We start from the raw sequence: 21,830 nt of genomic DNA, 5'->3' as shown, positions 1-21,830 counted from the left end.
GAGAATGCCTTTGCTAGAATCAAGCAATATCGTTCAATATCAACTAGATACGATAAGTTAGAAAGGAATTATGCCAGTATGGTATCACTGGCATTTATGTTAATGTGGCTGCCAATGTATTGTTGAGCAATTTATGTGCAGCAAAGATCAACAGCCCCTAATTAGTTTATTAATTGTGCTTTCCATTTATTTAGTTTAACGCATTTTTCTTCTAAGTCATGACGCATAACCAGAGTAATATCACTTGTTTATTGGTGATATTCAGATCATAATTAATTTTTTGAAAGGATGGTGAATACTGTTGTTTTATGATTCTTTAGTGTCAAATTATGTTGGGTTAATCAATATAATTTTGTTATTAATCTTATTTTTGTGGTTTCTATCTAAAATTCAGATTTTATATTAATTTACACCATTAATGATATTTGAGTAAATAATTTGTTTTGTTGTTAATTATTTTGTAATAAAAACAAAGTAATTTTATTAATATTTTTTATTGTATCAATAATAATCAATATTATGCGTCTTAATGTTATTTTAGTACATACTGAATTTTTAAGTTTTTTTATTTTTGGTTTAGATAATATTCTAATGAGGACAATGTGAGTTATTTAGATAATGTGAAGATTGTTTTGGTTGAAACATCTCATACAGGCAATATGGGCTCTGCTGCGAGAGCAATGAAAACCATGGGATTAACTAACCTTTGTTTAGTTAATCCGATCATCAAGCCTGATTCTCAATCGATTTCGTTAGCTGCAGGTGCCAGTGATATTATAAAAAATGCACAAATCTTTTCTTCACTTGAACAAGCCATTGCTGATTGTACTTTAGTGATTGGTACTAGTGCGCGTTCTCGTAGTTTACAGTGGCCATATTTAACTCCCAAAAAGTGTGGCGATAAGATTATTCAAGAAGCCTCAAATCTCCATACTCAAGTCGCTTTGGTATTTGGGCGTGAGCGTGTTGGTTTAACTAATGAAGAATTGCAAAAGTGCCATTATCATGTTGGAATTCCAGCTAACCCTAGTTATAGTTCTTTAAATCTTGCCATGTCGGTACAGGTTTTGTGTTATGAAATTCGCATGTCAATGCTCAATCTTGAAGATCAGCAATCTGAAAAGGAAAATGAGAATATGGCTGAAACTGAGTTTCCTATAGATGCTGATATAGAGCGATTTTACCAGCATTTAGAACAAACTTTGTTACAGACAGGGTTTATTAATGCCAATCATCCAGGACAAATTATGGGGCGTTTGCGTCGATTATTTACACGTGCACGTATTGAACAACAGGAACTAAATATTTTGCGTGGCATTTTAACTTCGATTAATAAAATTTTACATTGATGTCAAATAGAAACACCCACAGATTTGTGGGTGCTATTTTAAGGTTGATACTGTTTAATGTAGTATCTTATCTATTAATCAAAATATCAATTCTAAGTATGTTAGCTTTTAGCTTTTAGCTTTTTTGCGCCATGTTGTGCCGTTTGCACTATCTTCAAGAACAATATTCATTGCATTTAGTTTGTCACGAGCTTCATCGGCCTGAGACCAATTTTTGCTTGCTCTTGCTTCGTTACGTTGTTTTATTAATGCTTCGACTAATGCTACATCAACATCATCTTGCTTATCACCTTGTAAAAATTTAACAGGATCTTGCTCTAATAATCCAAGTACTGCTGATAAATAACGTAACTCAGCTGCTAATTCATTAGCAAGTTGCATATTATTATCGGCTTTGGCTTTGTTTATTTCACGAGCCAAGTCAAAAAGCGTTGAATAAGCTTCTGGTGTATTAAAGTCATCATCCATGGCGTTACAAAACTGGCGATAATAATTACTGTCAGGTGTCGTATATGGATGATTCGCATCAGTATCACGCAAGGCTGTATATAGTCGCTCAAGTGCCATTCTTGCTTGTTTTAAATTATCTTCACTATAATTTAACTGACTACGATAATGACCAGATAGTAAGAAATAACGTACTGTTTCAGCATCATAATGCTTTAATACATCGCGAATAGTGAAAAAATTATTGAGTGATTTTGACATTTTTTCTTGGTCGATCATTACCATACCAGAGTGCATCCAGTAATTTACATATTGACCGTTATGCGCACAAGTTGATTGGGCAATTTCGTTTTCATGATGCGGAAACATTAAATCTGAACCACCACCGTGAATATCAAAGTGATTGCCTAATTGATAGCTGTTCATTGCTGAACATTCAATGTGCCAACCAGGGCGACCTTTACCCCATGGTGAATCCCAACTTGGTTCGTTAGGTTTTGACATTTTCCATAATACAAAATCCATTGGATTTTGTTTAACATCAACAACTTCAACTCGAGCACCAGCTTGTAATTGTTCTAAATTTTGGCGAGATAAAATACCGTAATTCGGATCGCTGTCTACCGAAAACATGACATCACCATTATTGGCAATATATGCATGTTTTTTTTCGAGAAGCTCTTCAACTAATTTGATGATTTGTGACATATGATGAGTTGCACGAGGCTCTATATCAGGCCGACGAATATTTAGTGCATCAAAATCGGTATACATTTCTTGTAGCATTCTATCTGTAAGTTGATCACAGGTTTCACCATTTTCGAACGCACGTCTAATTATTTTGTCATCAACATCAGTAATATTACGAACATAAGTTAAATCGTAACCTAAAAAACGTAAATAACGTGCGACAACATCGAAAGCAACGAAAGTACGTCCGTGACCAATATGACAAAGATCGTAAATTGTCACTCCACAAACATAGAGTCCAACTTTATTAGGGGTAATTGGTTGAAATATTTCTTTTTCTCGTGTTAATGTATTGAATATTTTTAACATTATAATCTACAGGGTAAAATTGATGGATTTTGTTAGATAATATAACAAAATTCTGGATATGACGAAATTACTTATTAAGAACTTTGTAAGCAAAATTGAGAAAATGCGTATAACAATATAACTGAATTAAATTTGTTGAGTTTGTATAGATGTTTTTAAGGTTGATGATAAGAAATATGATGTACTATAAATACAAACCTTAATCTTATTTAAATTGGCGGTTTACCCGCCAATTTAAATTAAAATAACTTATTGTTTTAAATGGCGATAGATATAAATGAGTATAATCGATCCAAGTACTGAAATTAACAAACTAGGGAAATTAAATCCAGTTACACTACCCCAACCAAAGAAGGTGCTAATATACCCACCCACTAAGGCTCCTGCTATGCCTAATAAAATAGTTTTAAAAACCCCTACACGTCCTAGTGGCATAAAAAACTTTGCAATCCAGCCGGCAATTAATCCTAGAATAACCCAACTTATAATACCCATGATAATTTCCTTCTTTTATTGAAATTAATTTTAGTTTACTCAAATAAATAAAAAAATCTAACAGATGTTGATGCTCAATGTAATAGTTTTAATCAATTGATTAAAAATAATAAATGACGGTAAATTTTTTAATAATCAATGAATAAGGATTTGGTAGGTAAATGCTGTTGGTAATTTGTTATCTTATGATTTTTTTAATTAAAATTAAAGTATTTGACCATGTTTCCAACTCTGGACATATACTTGATGAATATAGGAAGATAACTAAACGTAATTAAAAGGGAGGTTTAATCTCCCTTTATATATTATTGTTCGAAAATTGTTTTATGTAGAATTTTAATAATTGACTCGGCATCATTGCTTTTTGCTAATAAACAAAGATTGTGAGTACTTGCCCCATAACAGCAAAGCCTAATAATAAATTCATCTAATACACCAAACACTTCTTTTGCAATGCCTCTGGTTGAGGTTAGGTTATTACCAATAATAGCAATGAGAGCTAAATCTTCCTCAATATCGACATGACAAACGGTTGATAATTCATCAAATAATTCTTTTGTTAATAAACTGTTTCCGTTGGTATTGGTACCTGTAGTGTCGATGGTTAGTGCAATACTTACTTCTGATGTAGTTACTAAATCAACCGAAATGTTATGCTTAGCTAATATCGTAAACACATTTGCAAGAAAGCCTTGTGCATGTAGCATATTTAAACTGGTTAGTGTTAGTAAGGTTTGTTTACGACGTAACGCCAATGCTCTGAAAACAGGTAATTTAGATGTGATGCTATTAGTGCTATAAACAATAGTTCCTCCATCTTGTGGCGCTTTACTTGAACCAACAAAGACTGGTATATTGCTACGTACAGCTGGGACTAGCGTTGCTGGGTGTAGTACTTTTGCTCCAAACGTTGCCATTTCGGTCGCCTCCGCAAAAGATATTTCATCAATGCGTTTAGCTGCTGGAGTAATGCGAGGGTCGTTAGTATAAATTCCAGCAACATCAGTCCAAATATCAATTTGAGTTGCACCCAATGCTTCACCTAGTAAAGCTGCTGTATAGTCACTTCCACCTCGTCCTAAAGTAGTGGTTTTTCCAGAACTTTCACTGCCAATAAACCCTTGTGTTACAATGACACAACTATTGTCTAGTGACTTTAAATGGGCACAACAAAGCTGTTTAATATCTTCAATTTTAGGTGTTGCTTTACCAAAGTTATTATTGGTGCGCATAACTTTTCGTACGTCAAACCACATGGCTTTTTTCTGTTTTTCTTTTAATATTTCGACAAACAGTTTTGAAGACATAATTTCACCGTGGCTAACAAGCTCATCGGTTAACGCAGGTGATGTTGCTAAGCTTGCCGCTTCTGACAATGAGGCTATATTGGCAATGATTTGGTCAATTTCAGCACGTAGTTTTGGATTTTCAGGTAATTGTTCTAGAATGTTGTATTGGATAGATTGAATTTTCGCAATATGTTGAGATCTTACTTCAGCGTCACGTCCTTCTGCTAATGCAACTAACAAATTTGTTACGCCAGCGGAGGCTGATAATACAACAACCTTTACGTTAGGATTAGCTATTACAATATTGGCACTATTAACCATTGCTGGATAATCGGCAACACTAGTACCACCAAATTTAGCTATTATAAATGATGTTTCCATGGATTCCTCATATTAAAAATTTTTATTTTTAACAGAGTTAGAGCGGGCATGTTCTATTTACAATTAAAAAGTACAAACCATGAAGCGCTCCACCTGTTAAGGTGACAACCCAAGGGATTCAGCCCTTGCAGTCGATTTAATTACTTCTGGATGAGTAATCAAACCTCGGCATTACGTCCCCTCGATCATTTATTAGTGGTTCCAGTCCCTAAAATGACTTACCTGAGTAATGCGCCTCTTCGTTTTGCAACTTCTGTTACGAAATCAGCACTATATAGGATTAACGATTTTATTAATTGTGTCAATAGGTTAAAAGTTAAAAATTATTTAGTTGTAATATGGCAAAATGGAAAGATCTATAGCTCTCGTTCAAACAATTCAATAATAGTTTGATATAATTTTTTTACAGTACATTCTTTAGTTGGTGTACTAAAGATTGTATCATCACCAGCAATTGAACCTAAAATACCTTCCGATTTACCAATTGAGTCTAGTAATCGAGCAATGAGTTGAGCTGCGCCTGGGCTAGTACGTATCACCACCATTGAGCTATTGAAATCAATATCAATCACTAAGTTTTTTAATGGGCTACTAGTTGTTGGTACGCTTATTTCTGCAGGTAAACAATAGACCATTTCGGATTTTGCATTTCTGGTTCTTACCGCACCAAATTTGGTTAGCATACGTGAAACTTTTGATTGATTAATGTTATCAAATCCTTGTTCTTGTAACGCTTGTACGATTTCTACTTGTGAACTAAACTTCTCTTGACGAAGCATCTCTTTAAATGTTTTTGTGAGATTAGCTTGTTTCATAATGTTCCTTGGCTTCTAATTTGTTACTCTTTACTACTAATAAATGTCGTTATAAGACTCATAATAAAGTCTAATTAAATCAAAATAACTACGACCAATTTTAATGTATCAGTAGCAATTATTATATACATAATTATGCGTTAAATATGCATAAAATTAAAGTGTTGATTTAATAGCATCCTTCGGTCTATAAGATTTCACTATTTGGTCATAGGTTTCAATATAAGGTCCTTCTAGTAGTTGTATACAATAAGGGATACTAGCAAATATGCCACTCACAATAACATTACCTTGATCATCTTTAACACCCTCAAGTGTTTCTTTAATTGATTTTGGTCTACCAGGTAGGTTGATGATTAGACATTTTTTGCGAATAACACCAACTTGCCTAGATAAAATAGCTGTTGGTACAAAATGTAAACTGATCTGACGCATCTGTTCGCCATAACCTGGCATTACACGATCAGCGATTGCTAATGTTGCATCAGGCGTTACGTCTCTAGTCGCAGGGCCTGTGCCACCAGTAGTTAAAATTAAATGGCAATGTTGACTATCAACAAGTTCACATAATGTTTGTTCAATAACAACTTGTTCATCTGGAATAATATGGTTTTCGGTTGTAAATGGTGTTTTCAGTGCTGTTTGCAACCATGATATTAATGATGGTATGCCTTCATCTTGATAAATGCCACTTGATGCTCTATCTGACACTGAAACTAATCCAATCTTAAACATGATACTTATTCCTTAAGCAATAACTTAGACGCAGAATGATAATTAAAGATACGTTATTAGTATTCAATTAATAATATGTGTTTTATTTTAGAAATTATAATTTATTTATATTGATATAAATAAAACTAAAAAGCTCTTTACAATGATTGATTATATTGTCGATTCATTAAACATGATATCATATTATTAAAATAATAATTGATTCACTTAGGATATATTCATGCTATCAATTCCTGCACTTGAGTTAATCTCACTCAAGAAAATCTATAAAAACGGTGTAGAAGCATTAAAAGGTATCGATTTAACTGTACAAGCAGGCGATTTTTATGCTTTGCTGGGACCAAATGGCGCTGGTAAATCAACAACAATAGGTATTATTAGTTCATTAGTGACTAAAACTTGCGGGCAAGTAAAAATCTTTGGTTACGACTTAGATACCGATATTGTAAATGCTAAAAGACAATTAGGGATTGTACCGCAAGAATTCAATTTTAACCAATTTGAAGAAGTGTTACAAATAGTCACTAATCAAGGTGGTTATTATGGATTGCCCCGAAAAATCGCATTAGAGCGAGCCGAAAAATATTTGCGAGTTTTAGATTTGTGGGATAAACGTCATAGTCGAGCTAACATGCTATCAGGTGGAATGAAAAGGCGATTAATGATAGCCAGAGCTCTCGTGCATGAACCTAAATTATTAATTCTTGATGAGCCGACTGCAGGCGTTGATATTGAATTACGCCGTTCTATGTGGGATTTTTTACGTGAAATCAATCGTCAAGGTATCACAATTATTTTAACTACACATTATTTAGAAGAGGCAGAAATGCTCTGTAGAAATATTGGTATTATTCAGAGCGGCAAATTGATAGCAAACTCATCAATGCGTGAGCTATTGGCGAAAAGCCAATCTGAAACAATTGTTATTGATTATGTGGCAACGCCTAAGCCGATTGAGTTAAATGGCTATAATTATTTCGATGTTGAGCCTGGGATGTTGGAAGTGAAAGTAGATAAACAAAATGGATTAAATCAATTATTTGAACAATTAAATAAACAAAATATTAAAGTTATCAGCGTACGAAATAAAGCGAATCGATTAGAAGAGTTATTTGTTGAGCTGTTGCATAGTGATACTAAACAAAAAGGTGGCATTAATGAATAATTTATATTGGATTGCCTTAAAAAGTATTTGGCGTAAAGAAGTGACCCGATTTTTAAGAATTTGGATTCAAACCTTAATTCCACCTGTTATTACCATGTCTCTTTATTTTATTATCTTTGGTAATTTAATTGGCTCTCGTGTTGGCGACATGGGCGGTTTTAGCTATATGGAATTTATTGTTCCAGGCTTAATAATGATGTCAGTAATTACTAATTCCTATACCAATGTTTGTTCATCCTTTTTTAGTGCTAAATTTCAACGTAACATTGAAGAAATATTGGTGGCACCAGTACCAACAAATATTCTTATTCTAGGATATGTCGGTGGTGGTGTGATGCGCGGTATTTTAACGGGTATTTTGGTTACTGTTGTATCGCTATTCTTTGTTCGCTTCGATGTACATTCTTGGTTGTTTGTTATTTTTACATTGCTATTGACCTCAATTTTATTTTCATTAGCTGGTCTACTCAATGCAGTATTTGCCAAGACGTTTGATGATATAAGCATTATTCCAACATTTGTGTTAACACCATTAACTTATCTAGGCGGTGTTTTTTATTCAATTACAATGCTACCAACATTTTGGCAATGGGTATCGAAAATTAATCCCATTGTTTATATGATTAATGGTTTTCGTTATGGATTTTTGGGAGTGTCAGATGTGCCATTATGGATCACATTTTCAATGCTTATTTTATTTGTAACTGTACTTTATGTAATTGCATGGCGACTGATTGATAGTGGACTAGGATTGAGAAGTTAATTAAAGCTAGGAAATAGTAATTATTATTCCGCCGTATTGTATCGGCGGAATAATAATTAGCTACTGTGCACCAGCAACAGCTTCCTTAGCCATCTCAGTGATTTTAGTAAAATCACCTTTTGCTATGGCATCCGTTGGAATAAACCAAGTTCCACCAACACATAGTACATTATTAAGTGCCAAATAATCACGGTAGTTTTTAGGATTCACACCGCCTGTAGGGCAAAACTTCATGTATCCGCAAGGACCAGAAAATGCCTTTAATGCAGCAACTCCGCCATTGATTTCAGCTGGGAAGAATTTTAATGCCGTTAAACCATATTCTTGGGCTTTTAATAATTCAGAAATAGTTGCAATACCAGGAATAACAGGAATAGGGCCTGCAACTGCAGCTTCTAAAATAGCATCGGTAATTCCTGGTGTAATAACAAACTCTACACCAGCTTCAGTAACTTGTTTTAGTTGTTCAACACTAGTTACTGTTCCTGCTCCTACAATTGCTTCAGGAACTTCTTTGCTGATTTTCTTAATTGCTTCAATCGCACAAGCTGTTCTTAACGTTACTTCTAGTACCTTCACTCCACCAGCAATAAGAGCTTTAGCTAGTGGTACAGCATCCTCAATTCGTTCAATAACGATAACCGGAACCACTGGTCCCATAGTTAAAATTTCTTCAGCACTTCGTTTCCATTTTTTCATTTGTTTCTACCCATACCTTATTGATACTATAAAGCAATAATCCCTAATAAATAGGGATTATTTTGTTATTCATAAATACCTAATTTCTTTTCTAAATAATGGATATTTGTGCCACCTTTTTGGAAGCCCTTATCGTTCATAATATCAATATGAAGATCAATATTGGTTTTGATCCCATCAATAACCAGTTCGGCTAACGCATTTTTCATACGTGCTATAGCAACCTCACGTGTTTCACCATAAGCAATTAATTTACCAATCATTGAGTCATAGTAAGGTGGGACACTATAACCAGCATAAATATGTGATTCCCAACGAATGCCAAAGCCACCTGGTGCATGGAAGCGAGTGATTTTCCCTGGTGATGGCATAAACGATTTGGGATCTTCAGCATTAATTCTACATTCAATCGCATGACCTTTAATTTCAATATCACTTTGTTTAATTGAAAGTGGTTTGCCGGCTGCAATTAAAATTTGTTCCCTAATTAGATCAACACCGGTTATCATTTCAGTAACAGGATGTTCTACTTGAATACGGGTATTCATTTCAATGAAATAAAACTCGCCATTTTCAAATAAAAATTCGAATGTGCCAGCTCCTCGGTAGCCAATCTCGATACATGCATTAACGCAACGTTCACCGATGAATTTGCGCATTTTTGGCGTAATACCAATAGCTGGTGCCTCTTCAACAACTTTCTGATGTCGTCTTTGCATTGAGCAGTCTCGTTCACCCAAATACACAGCATTTCCTTGACCATCAGAAAGTACCTGAATTTCAATATGACGTGGATTTTCAAGGAATTTTTCCATGTAAACCATATCATTATTGAAAGCAGTTTTGGCCTCTAACTTGGTCATTTTGATAGATTGTTCAAGATCATTTTCTTCACGAACAATACGCATGCCTCGTCCGCCACCGCCACCAGAAGCTTTAATAATAACAGGATAGCCAATTTGCTTGGCAATTTGTTTATTAATTTCAATATCACTACTTAGAGGGCCATCTGAACCAGGTACACAAGGAACACCTGCTTTTTTCATGGCGTGAATTGCTGATACTTTATCACCCATAAGGCGAATAGTATCCGGTTTAGGACCAACAAAAATAAATCCAGATCGCTCAACTTGTTCAGCAAAATCTGCATTTTCAGATAAGAAACCATAACCTGGATGAATAGCAGCTGCTCCAGTTACTTCCGCAGCTGAAATTAATGCAGGAACGTTAAGGTAACTTTTTACCGAAGCTGCTGAGCCAATACAGACGGTTTCGTCTGCAAGTAATACATGTTTTAAATCTTTATCTGCCGTAGAATGAACGGCGACAGTTTTTATTCCAAGTTCTTTACATGCTCGTAAGATACGTAGAGCTATTTCTCCACGATTCGCAATAAGAATTTTATCAAGCATATTCAATCTCTTAATCGTATTGTCAATAATAAATTCAGATTATTCAATAATGAATAGTGGCTGATCAAATTCAACTGGTTGACCATTTTCAACCAATATGGCTTTTATTGTACCAGCTTTTTCTGACTCAATTTGGTTCATCATTTTCATCGCTTCAACGATGCAAAGCACATCGCCAACATTTACTGTTTGGCCAATTTCAACAAAAGCTTTTGATTCTGGGCTAGGTGTACGATAAAAAGTTCCAACCATTGGGGATTTAATTGTTGTACCATCAGTTACCACATTATCAGTTACAACTTCTGTTTGAACGGTTGGAGCAACTACAACAGGAGCTGGTTGAGGAATTTGAATATTTTGTACTGGCGCAGAATAGTTTGTAGTAGGAGCTGCTCGACTAATTCGAACTGATTCCTCACCTTCAGAAATTTCAAGCTCTGAAATACCTGACTCTTCAACTAATTCAATTAACTTTTTAATTTTGCGTATATCCATGAATTACACCGTGTTTATTTGATATAAGTAACAATTATTTAAATGCATCCTTATTATCGACTAAAGCTGTTTTTTAGTCGGTAATAAAGTTGTAACTCAACATTAACGCTGAAGAATACACTGTAAAACAGATTTTGTCATTATATATCTCCTTTACAATCACTTGTTATACTATTTTCTAGGTATTATTTTATAATTGCGATACAATATCGACCGTTAATTACTATTGAGATTTGCTATGGTTTGAAAGGATTAAATAATACTCCATTTAGCCTTGATAAATTTGAAATATTTATTTTTTGATTCCATGGTGGTTTTTAATACTGAAATATACTTAAACAAGATTAATTCTAGGAAGAGTTTTTATTATGTTCAAAAAAGTTCGTGGCTTGTTTTCAAATGATTTATCAATCGATTTAGGTACAGCGAATACACTTATTTATGTAAAAGGGCAAGGTATAGTATTAAACGAACCTTCTGTTGTAGCGATTCGCCAAGATCACCGCACAGGTACTCCAAAAAGTGTTGCTGCTGTTGGGCATGCTGCGAAACTAATGTTAGGGCGAACACCAGGTAATATAGCAGCCATTAGACCGATGAAAGATGGCGTTATTGCTGATTTTTCTGTTACTGAAAAAATGTTACAGCACTTTATCCGTCAAGTTCATAGCCATAGTTTTTTAAGACCAAGTCCTCGCGTACTTGTTTGTGTTCCTGTAGGTGCTACGCAAGTTGAACGCAGAGCTATCCGAGAGTCAGCCTTAGGCGCAGGGGCTCGTGAAGTGTATTTAATTGAAGAACCAATGGCAGCTGCTATTGGTGCTGATTTACCTGTATCTGCGCCTACTGGTTCAATGGTTGTTGATATTGGTGGTGGAACTACCGAAGTGGCTGTCATTTCGCTAAATGGTGTTGTTTATTCTGCATCTGCTCGTATTGGTGGTGACCGATTTGATGAAGCGATTATTAACTACGTTCGTCGCAATTATGGTGCTTTAATTGGCGAGGCAACTGCCGAAAAAATCAAACATTTTATTGGCAGTGCTTATCCTGGCGATGAAGTTCTTGAAATTGAAGTGCGTGGGCGCAATCTTGCTGAAGGTGTGCCGCGTAGCTTTACCTTAAACTCTAATGAAATTTTAGAAGCATTACAAGAGCCATTAAGCGGTATTGTTAGTGCGGTAAAAGTTGCATTAGAGCAGTGCCCTCCTGAGCTTGCTTCTGATATTTCAGAACATGGTATGGTTTTAACCGGTGGTGGTGCTCTATTACGTAATATTGATAAGTTATTATCGGCTGAAACAGGTATTCATGTAGTAGTGGCTGAAGATCCATTAACGTGCGTTGCCAGAGGTGGCGGCAAGGCGCTAGATATGGTTGATATGCATGGTGGTGATCTATTTAGTGAAGAGTAATTAATAAGTTATTGTTAATTATTTTTATGTTGATAAAACAATAACTAAGCATGAATCTCACATTTTCCCCGCCGACAATCGTGTCGGCGGAGTCATATTTTGAAATAATTAGATCTTGAGCTTTAAACAGGTAAGTGCCGGCAATGAAATTACTTTTTTCTAAACGCTCCCCTCTTAGTGTACAATTATTTACTTCTCTGGCGTTAGCCTTGGTTCTAATTGTATTAGATATCAATTATCGTCCATTTAAAGAAATTCGTTATTATTTAGATACCCTTATTTCTCCTCTATATTATGTTTCAAATGCACCAAAGTCGTCGTTTGATTCTCTCTACGAGATGTCCAAAACACGAGAAACATTAATAAATGAAAATGCAAATTTGCATGCAGATTTATTACAACAAAAAAACGATCTATTGTTACTTGAGCATTTAAAACATGAAAATGATAGACTTCGCGAATTGTTAGGTTCACCTTTAAGGCATGATGAACAAAAGATGGCTGCACAAGTATTGCTTATAGACACTGATCCTTATATCTATCAATTTGTTGTAAATAAAGGTAAACAAGATGGTGTTTATGTTGGGCAACCTGTTGTTGATGAAAAAGGGATTGTAGGGCAAATTTATGAAACAGCCCAATCTACTAGTCGTGCAATTTTATTGTGCGATTATCAACATGCGATACCCGTACAAGTATTAAGAAACGACATTGGTATGGTTGCTGTGGGAAACGGGTGTAGTAATGACTTAACATTAGAATTTATGCCTAATAACGTTGATGTAAAAGTCGGCGATGTTTTAGTTACTTCAGGGCTTGATGGCCGTTTTCCTGAAGGATATCCGGTAGCCGTAGTTAGTTCAGTAAAACTTGATATTACAGATTCAACCCCAATTATTTCAGCAACACCAACAGCGGATTTGAAGCGTTTACGTTATTTATTGTTATTGTGGGGAAATCAAGGAGTAAAACATGAGGGGTCGTAATCGAATAATAATTATTTGGATAACGCTATTAATAGGCTTATGTTTACAAATCATTCCGTGGTCTCCATCATATAGTATATTTAAACCACATATACTGATCTTAATTTTTGCTTATTGGTTGATAGCGCTTCCTCATCGAGTTGGGATTGGTACTGCATTTGTTTTTGGAACTATAATGGATCTATGTACTGGTTCTATTTTAGGAATCCATGCCTTTATTTATTCATTTATTGCTTATTTATTTGTTTTTAAATTCCAATTGATACGTAATTTAGCGTTATGGCAACAGTCGTTTATCATCTTTGGGATATCGATATGTTATAATTTACTGGTATTTTTATTTCAAGTCTGTATTTATCATACTATAACAATATCGCCATTGATTTTTATATCAAGCTGTATAGATAGTCTATTATGGATTGGTATCTATTTATTTTTACGACTAATAAGACGAAGCTTTGCTATCAATTAAAAGGAAATCTATGTCTGTTGAATTATTAATGAATGTAACGCCATCTGAAACTCGAGTTGCTTATATCGAAGATGGTGTATTGCAAGAAATCCATGTTGATCGTGAGTCTAGACGCGGTATTGTTGGAAATATTTATAAAGGTAAGATCATTCGTATTTTGCCTGGCATGCAAGCCGCTTTTGTAGATATTGGTCTTGATAAAGCTGCCTTTTTGCATGCATCAGATATTATGCCTCATACTGAGTGCGTATCAGATACAGAGCAAGAACAATTTCAAGTAAAAGATATCTCTGAACTTGTTCGCCAAGGACAGGACTTAATGGTACAAGTGGTTAAAGATCCATTGGGAACTAAAGGAGCTAGGCTTACAACCGATATTACTTTGCCATCACGTTATTTGGTATTAATGCCTGGATCAAATTCTGCGCATGTTGCCACATCACAACGCATAGAAAGTGAACAAGAACGTGAAAGGTTAAAAAATATTGTTGAGCAATATGTGACAACAGAAGCTGGTTTTATTGTTAGAACAGCCGCAGAAGGTGCAAGTGCGCATGAGTTAGAACAAGATGCCAATTTTTTAAAACGACTTTGGACTAAAATTCAAGAACGCATGGCTCGCCCAGTAAGTAAGAATCTAGTTTATGGGGAATTGGCATTATCCCAACGAGTATTGCGCGATTTTGTTGGTGATCCAATTGAACGAATTTTAGTAGATTCAAAATTAACTTATGATTTATTGGTTGAATTTACAAAAGAATTTATGCCTGAAGTAACCAATAAACTATCTCTTTATCGTGGTAATATTCCTATTTTCGATCTTTATGATACCGAAAATGAGATTCAAAGAGCATTAGATCGTAAAGTGAAATTAAAGTCTGGTGGGTATTTAATTATTGATCAAACCGAAGCCATGACTACTATTGATATCAATACTGGTGCATTTGTAGGTCATCGAAATTTAGAAGAAACGATTTTTAATACTAATATTGAGGCAACAATAGCAATTGCCCGCCAATTACGTTTGCGTAATTTGGGGGGCATTATTATTATTGATTTTATTGATATGCAAGAAGATTTGCATCGTGAACGGGTGTTACAATCGCTGCATGATTCTTTATCTAAAGATAGAGCTAGAACAACTGTTAATTTATTTTCGAGTTTAGGATTAGTCGAAATGACTCGCAAGCGAACACGTGAAAGTATAGGGCATATTCTGTGTGAAGAATGTCCAGCATGTAAAGGTCGTGGTATGGTCAAATCGGTAGAAACAGTTTGCAACGAAATATTACGTGATATAGTTCGTGTTTATAAAGCGCATCATTCAGAATACTTTTTGGTTTATGCCTCGGCTGCTGTGGCTAATGCTTTAACTAATGATGAGTCCCATGCTTTAGCTGAAGTTGAGGTGTTTGTGGGTAAACGTGTTGAAGTAAAAGTTGAACCACTTTATATTCAAGAACAATATGATGTTGTATTAATGTAGAAGCAATATCTTGTAAAAAAGTTTCAGGTAACTATACGTTTCAGTATAAAAATGATGAAAGTTAAATAATCGTTATGATCAACTAGTTATAATCGATTATCAAAGTACTTTCATTCACAATTAGAATTTAAGGAATTTATGATAGTAACTCAAGTGAGTGAACGACTACTCAACCCAAATAATCTAAACCAACAAGATCTTTCGCATTTGCTTGATATGTTGAGCTCAAGGGAAATTGATTTTGGTGATTTGTATTTTCTATCTGGTTATTATGAAAACTGGTTACTTGAAGATGGTATTATAAAAAATGCCTCATTTCATCGTGACCAAGGAGTTGGTGTTAGAGCCGTTGTTGGCGAAAAAACAGGGTTTGCTTATACTGATCAGCTTTCATTAGCGCGGTTAGAACAAAGCATATTTGCAGCGAATTCAATCACTAAAATACAAACACCTATCAAAGTGACGCCATTTAAATCTGCTCAAACAGTATCTATATACTCGTCAATCAACCCGATCAATTCTTTTTCTAAAGAACAGAAAATTGAATTGTTGCAACAAATTGACCACTTAGCACGCTCAATCGATCCTAGAGTTATTGAAGTTTCAGCCAGTTTGACTGGAAGTTATGAAGATATTTTAATAGCAGCAACTGATGGTACATTAAAAGCTGACATTCGTCCTTTGGTGCGTTTATCCGTTTCAGTTTTGGTTGAAAAAGAGGGTAGACGTGAGCGAGGAAGTAGTGGTGGCGGTGGTCGATTTGGGTATGAATATTTTTTAACAATCAACCCAAAAACATCAGAAAGTTATGCTGACAGCTATGCCCGAGAAGCCGTGCGTCAAGCATTCGTTTCTCTTTCTGCTAAAGCTGCGCCAGCAGGAACAATGCCTGTTGTTTTAGGTGCTGGTTGGCCTGGCGTTTTGTTACATGAGGCTGTAGGCCATGGCTTAGAAGGCGATTTCAATCGTAAAAATAGTTCAGTTTTTTCTGGGAAAATTGGTGAACAAGTCACCTCAGAAGTTTGCACTATTGTTGATGATGGTACAATTGAAAACCGTCGAGGCTCACTATCTATTGATGACGAAGGTACTCCAAGCCAAAAAACAGTGCTTATTGAAAATGGTATTTTAAAAGGCTATATGTTTGATAAGATTAACGCAAAATTGATGAATACATGTTCAACTGGTAATGGTCGTCGTGAAGGATATGCATACTTACCTATGCCAAGAATGACCAATACCTATATGTTGGCAGGAAATTCTTCTTTTGACGATATCATTAGTAGCGTCGATTATGGTCTTTATGCACCTAATTTTGCTGGTGGACAAGTAGATATCACCTCTGGTAAGTTTGTGTTTTCAACTTCAGAAGCTTACTTAATTGAAAAGGGAAAAATAACAACTCCAGTTAAAGGTGCCACATTAATCGGTTCAGGTATAGAAACTATGCAGCAAATATCTATGGTAGGTAATGATTTAGCATTAGATTCTGGTGTAGGTGTTTGTGGTAAAGCAGGGCAGAGCGTACCTGTTGGGGTTGGGCAACCCACTTTAAAAGTGGATAATTTAACCGTTGGTGGTACCATTAACCACTAATAATAATACATCAATGGGATTTAAAAATAGATGGAAACAATAATTACACTTTATCATGCGTTTGTTAATTTGGACATTGCAACGCTTTCAAACCCTAATGTGCTATGGACACTATATGGGATGTTGTTTGTCATTATTCTTTTAGAAAATGGCGTTTTACCAGCGGCTTTTTTACCTGGAGACAGTCTATTATTCTTAACTGGTGTGTTAATTAGCCAAAATGTATTCCATTTTGGTTTAATTAATTTTGTTTTAATTGCTGGCGCTGCTTTAGGTACTTGGTTAGGTTATGCTCAAGGACTTTGGCTTGGTAATACTAAGCTTGTCCAAGGTTGGATGGCACATATACCTGAAAAATATCATCATAAATCTGAAGTATTATTCCATAAGTACGGATTACAAGCGCTATTTATTGGGAGATTTATTGCTTTTGTACGTACATTATTACCGATGATGGCTGGATTATCAGGACTACACAGTCGAAAATTCCATATTTATAATATAATCAGTGCTACATTATGGATTTTCTTGATTGTAACATTAGGTTACCTATTTGGATTATCACCAGTTTTCAAAGAGTATGAAAAGCAGATCATGTCTTTATTAATGCTAATACCTGTTTTGTTGTTGGTGTTAGGGTTAATTTTTTCAATTTTTCTCGCTGTTAAGCGCTCTTTAAGCAATAAAAAGCAATCTAAAATTGGATTAAACGATAACAAGAAGTAGAAAGTGAAATTAACCGATAAGCCGGGTTCTGTCGTGGACAATCATTCCTCTAGGCTAATACTCACGCATTAGCTCAAGCAGTCTACCCGGATTCAACGCGGGCCACGCCAATGAATCCCTATTTGACCTTGCTCCGAGTGGAGTTTACCGTGCCACAACTGTTACCAGTTGCGCGGTGTGCTCTTACCACACCCTTTCACCCTTACCTGATCTTATAAAATAAGCCATCGGCGGTTTTCTCTCTGTTGCACTTGTCGTGAATTTTCACTCTCGCAAAAATCCCCCAGGCGTTACCTGGCACTCTGCCCTATGGAGCCCGGACTTTCCTCCCCTTTGTTTATTTCTTTATAAAAACAACAAAGCAGCGATTGTCTGGTTAATTTCGTTAATGAGTATAACCTAAAGCGCAATATTGTCCAGAGATGTCTTTTCTTTAGGAAATAGATGACTGAAATTTAAACATGAGTAAAGTAATGTAATTCCATAGGATTGAAATAACAAATTCTTAGCACATCTTGTTGATGTGCTATAAAACAAGATAATTTATTACCATTTTTTCTGTCGTTGGTTTTCATCATAATTGAACCATGTTACTACCCCTTTAGACATAATAATATCAAGCTTTCCTTCAATAATATTGTATTGCGTTTCGCCAATTAACATATGACTTGTTGAGCTCTTTTTAGTGTATTGATATGTCCACTGTGTTTCGTTGCTATTGATAGCGGTTTTTGTTGTTGGCTCACCAAATAGGGACAAAATCTGAGCTTCAGTTGATGACCCTTCAACAATTTTGCTTACTTTTGCGTTATTAAGCGGTGTGCCTTGCTCAACAAGATTTTTTTGTGTACATGCTGATAAAGCAAGTATAGAACAAAGGATGAGCAGAAATTTTTTAATATTTTTCATGATATAGTTGCCTATTGTGTTAATTTGTAGTTGATATGAAATGTGAATTGATAATAGCATATGTTTTATAACGTTCAAGATAGGGCAACTGAAGGTATAATTAAAAAATTTAATTCGTTAGTGCTGTACTTTTTTAATGTAATCAGATTTTCTTTTCTATACCATTCACTAAATTTTATTTCCATTTTTTAATTTATCTTAGTTTATAACCATAAGTATCTATGTTATTCTTTTCTACCCAATACAAGAGAAAATTTGATAGTTTAATTTGTTTTAGTATTTATTTTAATCGATTTTGAGTGGTAGCATTTAATTAGCTATCAACTAATGAATAAGCTGTTTGGCTTTTATGCCAAATACATACAGATATTAAAGATTTTATAACAATTTATTAATAAACCGAAAAAGATAGTTAGTGTTATTATATAAGCTGCGATATACTTTAACGCTAGTAAAATTTAGTTGCTATGGAATAACCAATGGAAAAACAGTTTCAATTAACAAATAGTAAAGAGATTATTGCTTATTTAGCTCAACAATTCCCAAATTGTTTTACCCTTGAAGGTGAGGCAAAGCCATTAAAGATTGGAATTTTTCAAGATATTATTTCTCGTTTAGATGGTAATGACGAACTTAGTAAAACTAAACTCCGTGCCGCACTGCGCTCATACACAATGAGTTGGCGTTACTTATATAGTATAAAAGAAGGAGCCAATCGTGTTGATTTAGATGGTAATCCTACTGAGGTTATTAGCCAAGAACAGATAGATCATGCGCTACAACAGTTGAAAGAGAGCAAAGAAAAAGCTAAAGAGCGTTTTAAAGAACGTGAAAAAGAAAAACGTAAAGCTACTCGGATGCTTCCTAAAAAAGCTAAAGCTTTAAAAATTGGTGATTTTGTTAAAGTTATAGTAGGTAATAAACCTATAAAAGTACAAGTCATTAATATTGAAAAAGAGCATATTAAGGTAAAGGTTGGTGCAGGTATGGAGTTAACGGTCAAACCTGAACATATTATCAATAAGTAGAGAGTTTGAATGAATAAATTACTCAATGGTATTATTACACTTAGCCTTATTTTGGGTATTTTTAGCCAAAATGTTCAGGCAAAACCGCAAGCTAATGAACAAATACCAGTTCTAAAGCAAGATGATATCCACCAAGTTGTTGCTAAGCGTGTAACGAATTTTTTTACTCAATCACATTATCGTAATTTTTCCTTGGATGGTGCTTTTTCAGCTCAGATTTTTGATCGCTATTTCAAATTATTGGATGGTAGTAAATCCATTTTTATTCAAAGTGATGTTGATGGTTTTCGAAATAGACAAGAGTCTTTAGGTCAAGAATTAATCGATGGTAATTTAAAGACGGCTTATGATATTTACAATCTTTTTTTGAAAAAACGTTATGACCGTTATCAATATGCTCTTGAGGTTTTACAACGGCCTATGGATTTTTCTGCCAATGATGAAATTGATTTTAATCGTGAAGAAATTGCTTGGCCGACATCAGAAAACGAACTTAATGTTTATTGGGATAAGCGTGTTAAATATGATGAATTGAGTTTATCCTTATCGGGAAAAAATGAAAAAGAGATCCGTAAAGTTTTAAGTAAACGTTACAATCGCGTTTTAAAAACGATAATGCAATCAAATAATGAAGATGCCTTTCAAGTATTTATGAATGCATTTGCCAGAGAAATTGATCCTCACACTAGTTATTTGGCACCACGTAAAAAACGAGATTTTGATTCCGAAATGAGTTTATCATTTGAAGGTATCGGTGCAACATTAAGCCAGCAAGATGACTATACGGTGATTATGTCTTTTGTAACAGGCGGACCTGCTGAAAAGAGTAAGTTACTTACCATCGGGGATAGGATTATTGGAGTAGGTCAAAGTAATTCAGCGATTGAAGATGTTATTGGGTGGCGCTTGGATGATATTGTCGATAAAATTCGTGGACCTAAAGGTACTGTTGTAAGATTGGAAATTTTACCTGCTGGTAATAATAGTAAGGCAAAAGTAATTGAGCTCACTCGTGATAAGATTCATTTTGAAGATAGAGAAGCGAAATTAAATATTATCGATAATCCACGTGGTAAAGTTGGCGTTATTGAAATACCAAGTTTCTATATGGGATTAACGGAAAAAGTTGAAGGACTCTTATCAAAAGCAAATAAAGAAAATTTGCAAGGTTTAGTTATTGATTTACGTGATAATGGCGGTGGTTCGTTAACCGAAGTTATCAATTTAACTGGCTTATTCATTGATACTGGACCAGTTGTTCAAGTACGTGATAATTTACAAAAAGTCATCACTTACAATGATAAGAATAAAGGTATCGAATACACCGGGCCACTTGTTGTTATGATTAATCGTTATAGTGCATCAGCATCAGAAATATTTTCTGCGGCTATGCAAGATTATGGGCGAGCATTAATAGTTGGTGAAACCACTTATGGTAAGGGAACCGTCCAAACTTCTCGTAACATCTCTTATCCAGTTGATGCAAGACTACATCCAAGTTGGCCTGAACTTGGAGGGGCTCAATATACTATTCAGAAGTTTTATCGTATCAATGGCGGTAGCACACAATTAAAAGGCGTTGAGCCAGATATTGAAATGAATAAAGTTAAGTATGTTGATGAAACGGGAGAACGTTTTTTAGATAACGCACTACCGTGGGATAAAATACCATCAGCTGATTATTTGACTCTTGCCAATATTAAGCCATTGTTGCCTGATTTAGAATCACAACATTTAGCCAGAATTTCACATAATCCTGAATTTATGTATATTGATGAAGATATCAAACGATTTAATGATAAAAAAGATCGTCAATATATTGTTTCACTTAATAAGAAAAAACGAGAAGTAGAACAAAAAAATAATGAGGAACGTGATTTAAAAAGAACTAATGCACGTTTAAATAAGGTAGGTTTACCATCAATTACTAAATTAGATGATTTACCAAAAAATTATAAAAAACCTGATCCTTACTTAGATGAATCTATCGAGATACTTCTTGATTTTGCACCTAAGTATCCCAAAATCAAAGGCAATAACTCTATTAAAGAGGTTATTACGTTTGATTTACCAATCGAGAAAGCTAATAAATAATTGGAGATAACATA

General features: G+C 34.7%; 20 protein-coding genes, 1 other RNA gene, 1 pseudogene and 1 riboswitch. Of the genes and pseudogenes, 12 read left to right on the top strand and 10 right to left on the bottom strand.

Annotation, left to right across the window (positions count from 1 at the left end):
- Positions 1–126, top strand: a pseudogene (locus GYW75_RS12135) (IS5/IS1182 family transposase); the annotation flags it as partial.
- 533 nt (positions 127–659) lie between these two features.
- On the top strand, positions 660–1,349 hold the full coding sequence (gene trmJ, locus GYW75_RS12130) for a tRNA (cytosine(32)/uridine(32)-2'-O)-methyltransferase TrmJ (RefSeq protein ID WP_051634114.1): 690 nt from the start codon (positions 660–662) through the stop codon (positions 1,347–1,349).
- A 108-nt stretch (positions 1,350–1,457) separates the two neighbouring features.
- Here trmJ and cysS read toward each other — a convergent pair whose 3' ends face one another.
- From cysS to mog, 5 genes are all read right to left on the bottom strand, one after another.
- A complete protein-coding gene (gene cysS, locus GYW75_RS12125) occupies positions 1,458–2,855 on the bottom strand; it encodes a cysteine--tRNA ligase (protein ID WP_085164423.1) in 1,398 nt (465 codons plus the stop codon).
- Between the two features lie 249 nt (positions 2,856–3,104).
- Positions 3,105–3,350, bottom strand: a complete 246-nt coding sequence (locus tag GYW75_RS12120; RefSeq protein ID WP_065560625.1) for a GlsB/YeaQ/YmgE family stress response membrane protein — start codon at positions 3,348–3,350, stop codon at positions 3,105–3,107.
- Positions 3,351–3,655: 305 nt separating this feature from the next.
- Complete coding sequence (gene lysC / locus GYW75_RS12115) at positions 3,656–5,020, bottom strand: lysine-sensitive aspartokinase 3 (RefSeq protein ID WP_085164425.1); 1,365 nt, start codon at positions 5,018–5,020, stop codon at positions 3,656–3,658.
- A 74-nt stretch (positions 5,021–5,094) separates the two neighbouring features.
- Positions 5,095–5,268, bottom strand: a riboswitch (Lysine riboswitch).
- A gap of 108 nt (positions 5,269–5,376) precedes the next feature.
- A complete protein-coding gene (argR, locus tag GYW75_RS12110; protein ID WP_065560627.1) occupies positions 5,377–5,835 on the bottom strand; it encodes a transcriptional regulator ArgR in 459 nt (152 codons plus the stop codon).
- A 156-nt stretch (positions 5,836–5,991) separates the two neighbouring features.
- A complete protein-coding gene (gene mog, locus GYW75_RS12105) occupies positions 5,992–6,570 on the bottom strand; it encodes a molybdopterin adenylyltransferase (RefSeq protein ID WP_065589534.1) in 579 nt (192 codons plus the stop codon).
- A 220-nt stretch (positions 6,571–6,790) separates the two neighbouring features.
- Between mog and GYW75_RS12100 the strand changes: the two genes are divergently transcribed.
- Entirely contained in the window at positions 6,791–7,735 is a 945-nt protein-coding gene (locus GYW75_RS12100; protein WP_065589535.1) for an ABC transporter ATP-binding protein, read from the top strand.
- On the top strand, positions 7,728–8,498 hold the full coding sequence (locus GYW75_RS12095) for an ABC transporter permease (RefSeq protein ID WP_085164429.1): 771 nt from the start codon (positions 7,728–7,730) through the stop codon (positions 8,496–8,498). Before GYW75_RS12100 ends, GYW75_RS12095 begins: the two co-directional genes overlap by 8 nt.
- A 60-nt stretch (positions 8,499–8,558) precedes the next feature.
- Here GYW75_RS12095 and GYW75_RS12090 read toward each other — a convergent pair whose 3' ends face one another.
- The 3 genes from GYW75_RS12090 to accB form a co-directional block, all read right to left on the bottom strand.
- Positions 8,559–9,197, bottom strand: coding sequence for a bifunctional 4-hydroxy-2-oxoglutarate aldolase/2-dehydro-3-deoxy-phosphogluconate aldolase (locus tag GYW75_RS12090; protein WP_085164431.1), 639 nt, complete (start codon positions 9,195–9,197; stop codon positions 8,559–8,561).
- A 65-nt stretch (positions 9,198–9,262) separates the two neighbouring features.
- Positions 9,263–10,609, bottom strand: coding sequence for an acetyl-CoA carboxylase biotin carboxylase subunit (gene accC, locus GYW75_RS12085; protein ID WP_174799493.1), 1,347 nt, complete (start codon positions 10,607–10,609; stop codon positions 9,263–9,265).
- Between the two features lie 39 nt (positions 10,610–10,648).
- On the bottom strand, positions 10,649–11,104 hold the full coding sequence (gene accB, locus GYW75_RS12080) for an acetyl-CoA carboxylase biotin carboxyl carrier protein (protein WP_034909700.1): 456 nt from the start codon (positions 11,102–11,104) through the stop codon (positions 10,649–10,651).
- Positions 11,105–11,472: 368 nt separating this feature from the next.
- Between accB and GYW75_RS12075 the strand changes: the two genes are divergently transcribed.
- The 6 genes from GYW75_RS12075 (at position 11,473) to GYW75_RS12050 (ending at position 17,785) form a co-directional block, all read left to right on the top strand.
- Positions 11,473–12,519, top strand: a complete 1,047-nt coding sequence (locus tag GYW75_RS12075) for a rod shape-determining protein (RefSeq protein WP_034909698.1) — start codon at positions 11,473–11,475, stop codon at positions 12,517–12,519.
- Between the two features lie 143 nt (positions 12,520–12,662).
- Positions 12,663–13,505 (top strand): rod shape-determining protein MreC, encoded by an 843-nt coding sequence (gene mreC, locus GYW75_RS12070; protein WP_174799492.1) that lies wholly within the window; start codon positions 12,663–12,665, stop codon positions 13,503–13,505.
- Positions 13,492–13,977, top strand: a complete 486-nt coding sequence (gene mreD, locus GYW75_RS12065) for a rod shape-determining protein MreD (RefSeq protein WP_034909696.1) — start codon at positions 13,492–13,494, stop codon at positions 13,975–13,977. The genes mreC and mreD overlap by 14 nt, the downstream gene beginning before the upstream one ends.
- Positions 13,978–13,987: 10 nt before the next feature.
- Entirely contained in the window at positions 13,988–15,463 is a 1,476-nt protein-coding gene (gene rng / locus GYW75_RS12060; protein WP_034909694.1) for a ribonuclease G, read from the top strand.
- A 138-nt stretch (positions 15,464–15,601) separates the two neighbouring features.
- Positions 15,602–17,059 carry a metalloprotease TldD gene (gene tldD / locus GYW75_RS12055; RefSeq protein WP_174799491.1) on the top strand — a complete coding sequence of 486 codons (1,458 nt, stop codon included), beginning with the start codon at positions 15,602–15,604 and terminating at the stop codon, positions 17,057–17,059.
- A gap of 30 nt (positions 17,060–17,089) precedes the next feature.
- Positions 17,090–17,785 (top strand): DedA family protein, encoded by a 696-nt coding sequence (locus GYW75_RS12050; protein ID WP_174799490.1) that lies wholly within the window; start codon positions 17,090–17,092, stop codon positions 17,783–17,785.
- 1 nt (position 17,786) lies between these two features.
- Here GYW75_RS12050 and rnpB read toward each other — a convergent pair.
- Positions 17,787–18,169: RNase P RNA component class A (rnpB, locus tag GYW75_RS12045), an RNA gene on the bottom strand.
- A gap of 162 nt (positions 18,170–18,331) precedes the next feature.
- A complete protein-coding gene (gene bamE, locus GYW75_RS12040) occupies positions 18,332–18,694 on the bottom strand; it encodes an outer membrane protein assembly factor BamE domain-containing protein (RefSeq protein WP_174799489.1) in 363 nt (120 codons plus the stop codon).
- Positions 18,695–19,173: 479 nt separating this feature from the next.
- On the opposite strand from bamE, the gene proQ reads away from it, so the two are divergent.
- Together proQ and prc are read left to right on the top strand one after the other, a co-directional pair.
- Complete coding sequence (gene proQ, locus GYW75_RS12035) at positions 19,174–19,722, top strand: RNA chaperone ProQ (RefSeq protein WP_065589543.1); 549 nt, start codon at positions 19,174–19,176, stop codon at positions 19,720–19,722.
- A 9-nt stretch (positions 19,723–19,731) separates the two neighbouring features.
- On the top strand, positions 19,732–21,816 hold the full coding sequence (gene prc / locus GYW75_RS12030) for a carboxy terminal-processing peptidase (RefSeq protein WP_174799488.1): 2,085 nt from the start codon (positions 19,732–19,734) through the stop codon (positions 21,814–21,816).
- Positions 21,817–21,830: the final 14 nt, after the last annotated feature.

It is taken from the genome of Gilliamella sp. ESL0232 (assembly GCF_013346885.1).
Lineage (GTDB): Bacteria > Pseudomonadota > Gammaproteobacteria > Enterobacterales > Orbaceae > Gilliamella > Gilliamella bombi.
This window is presented reverse-complemented; position numbering and strand designations above follow the sequence as displayed.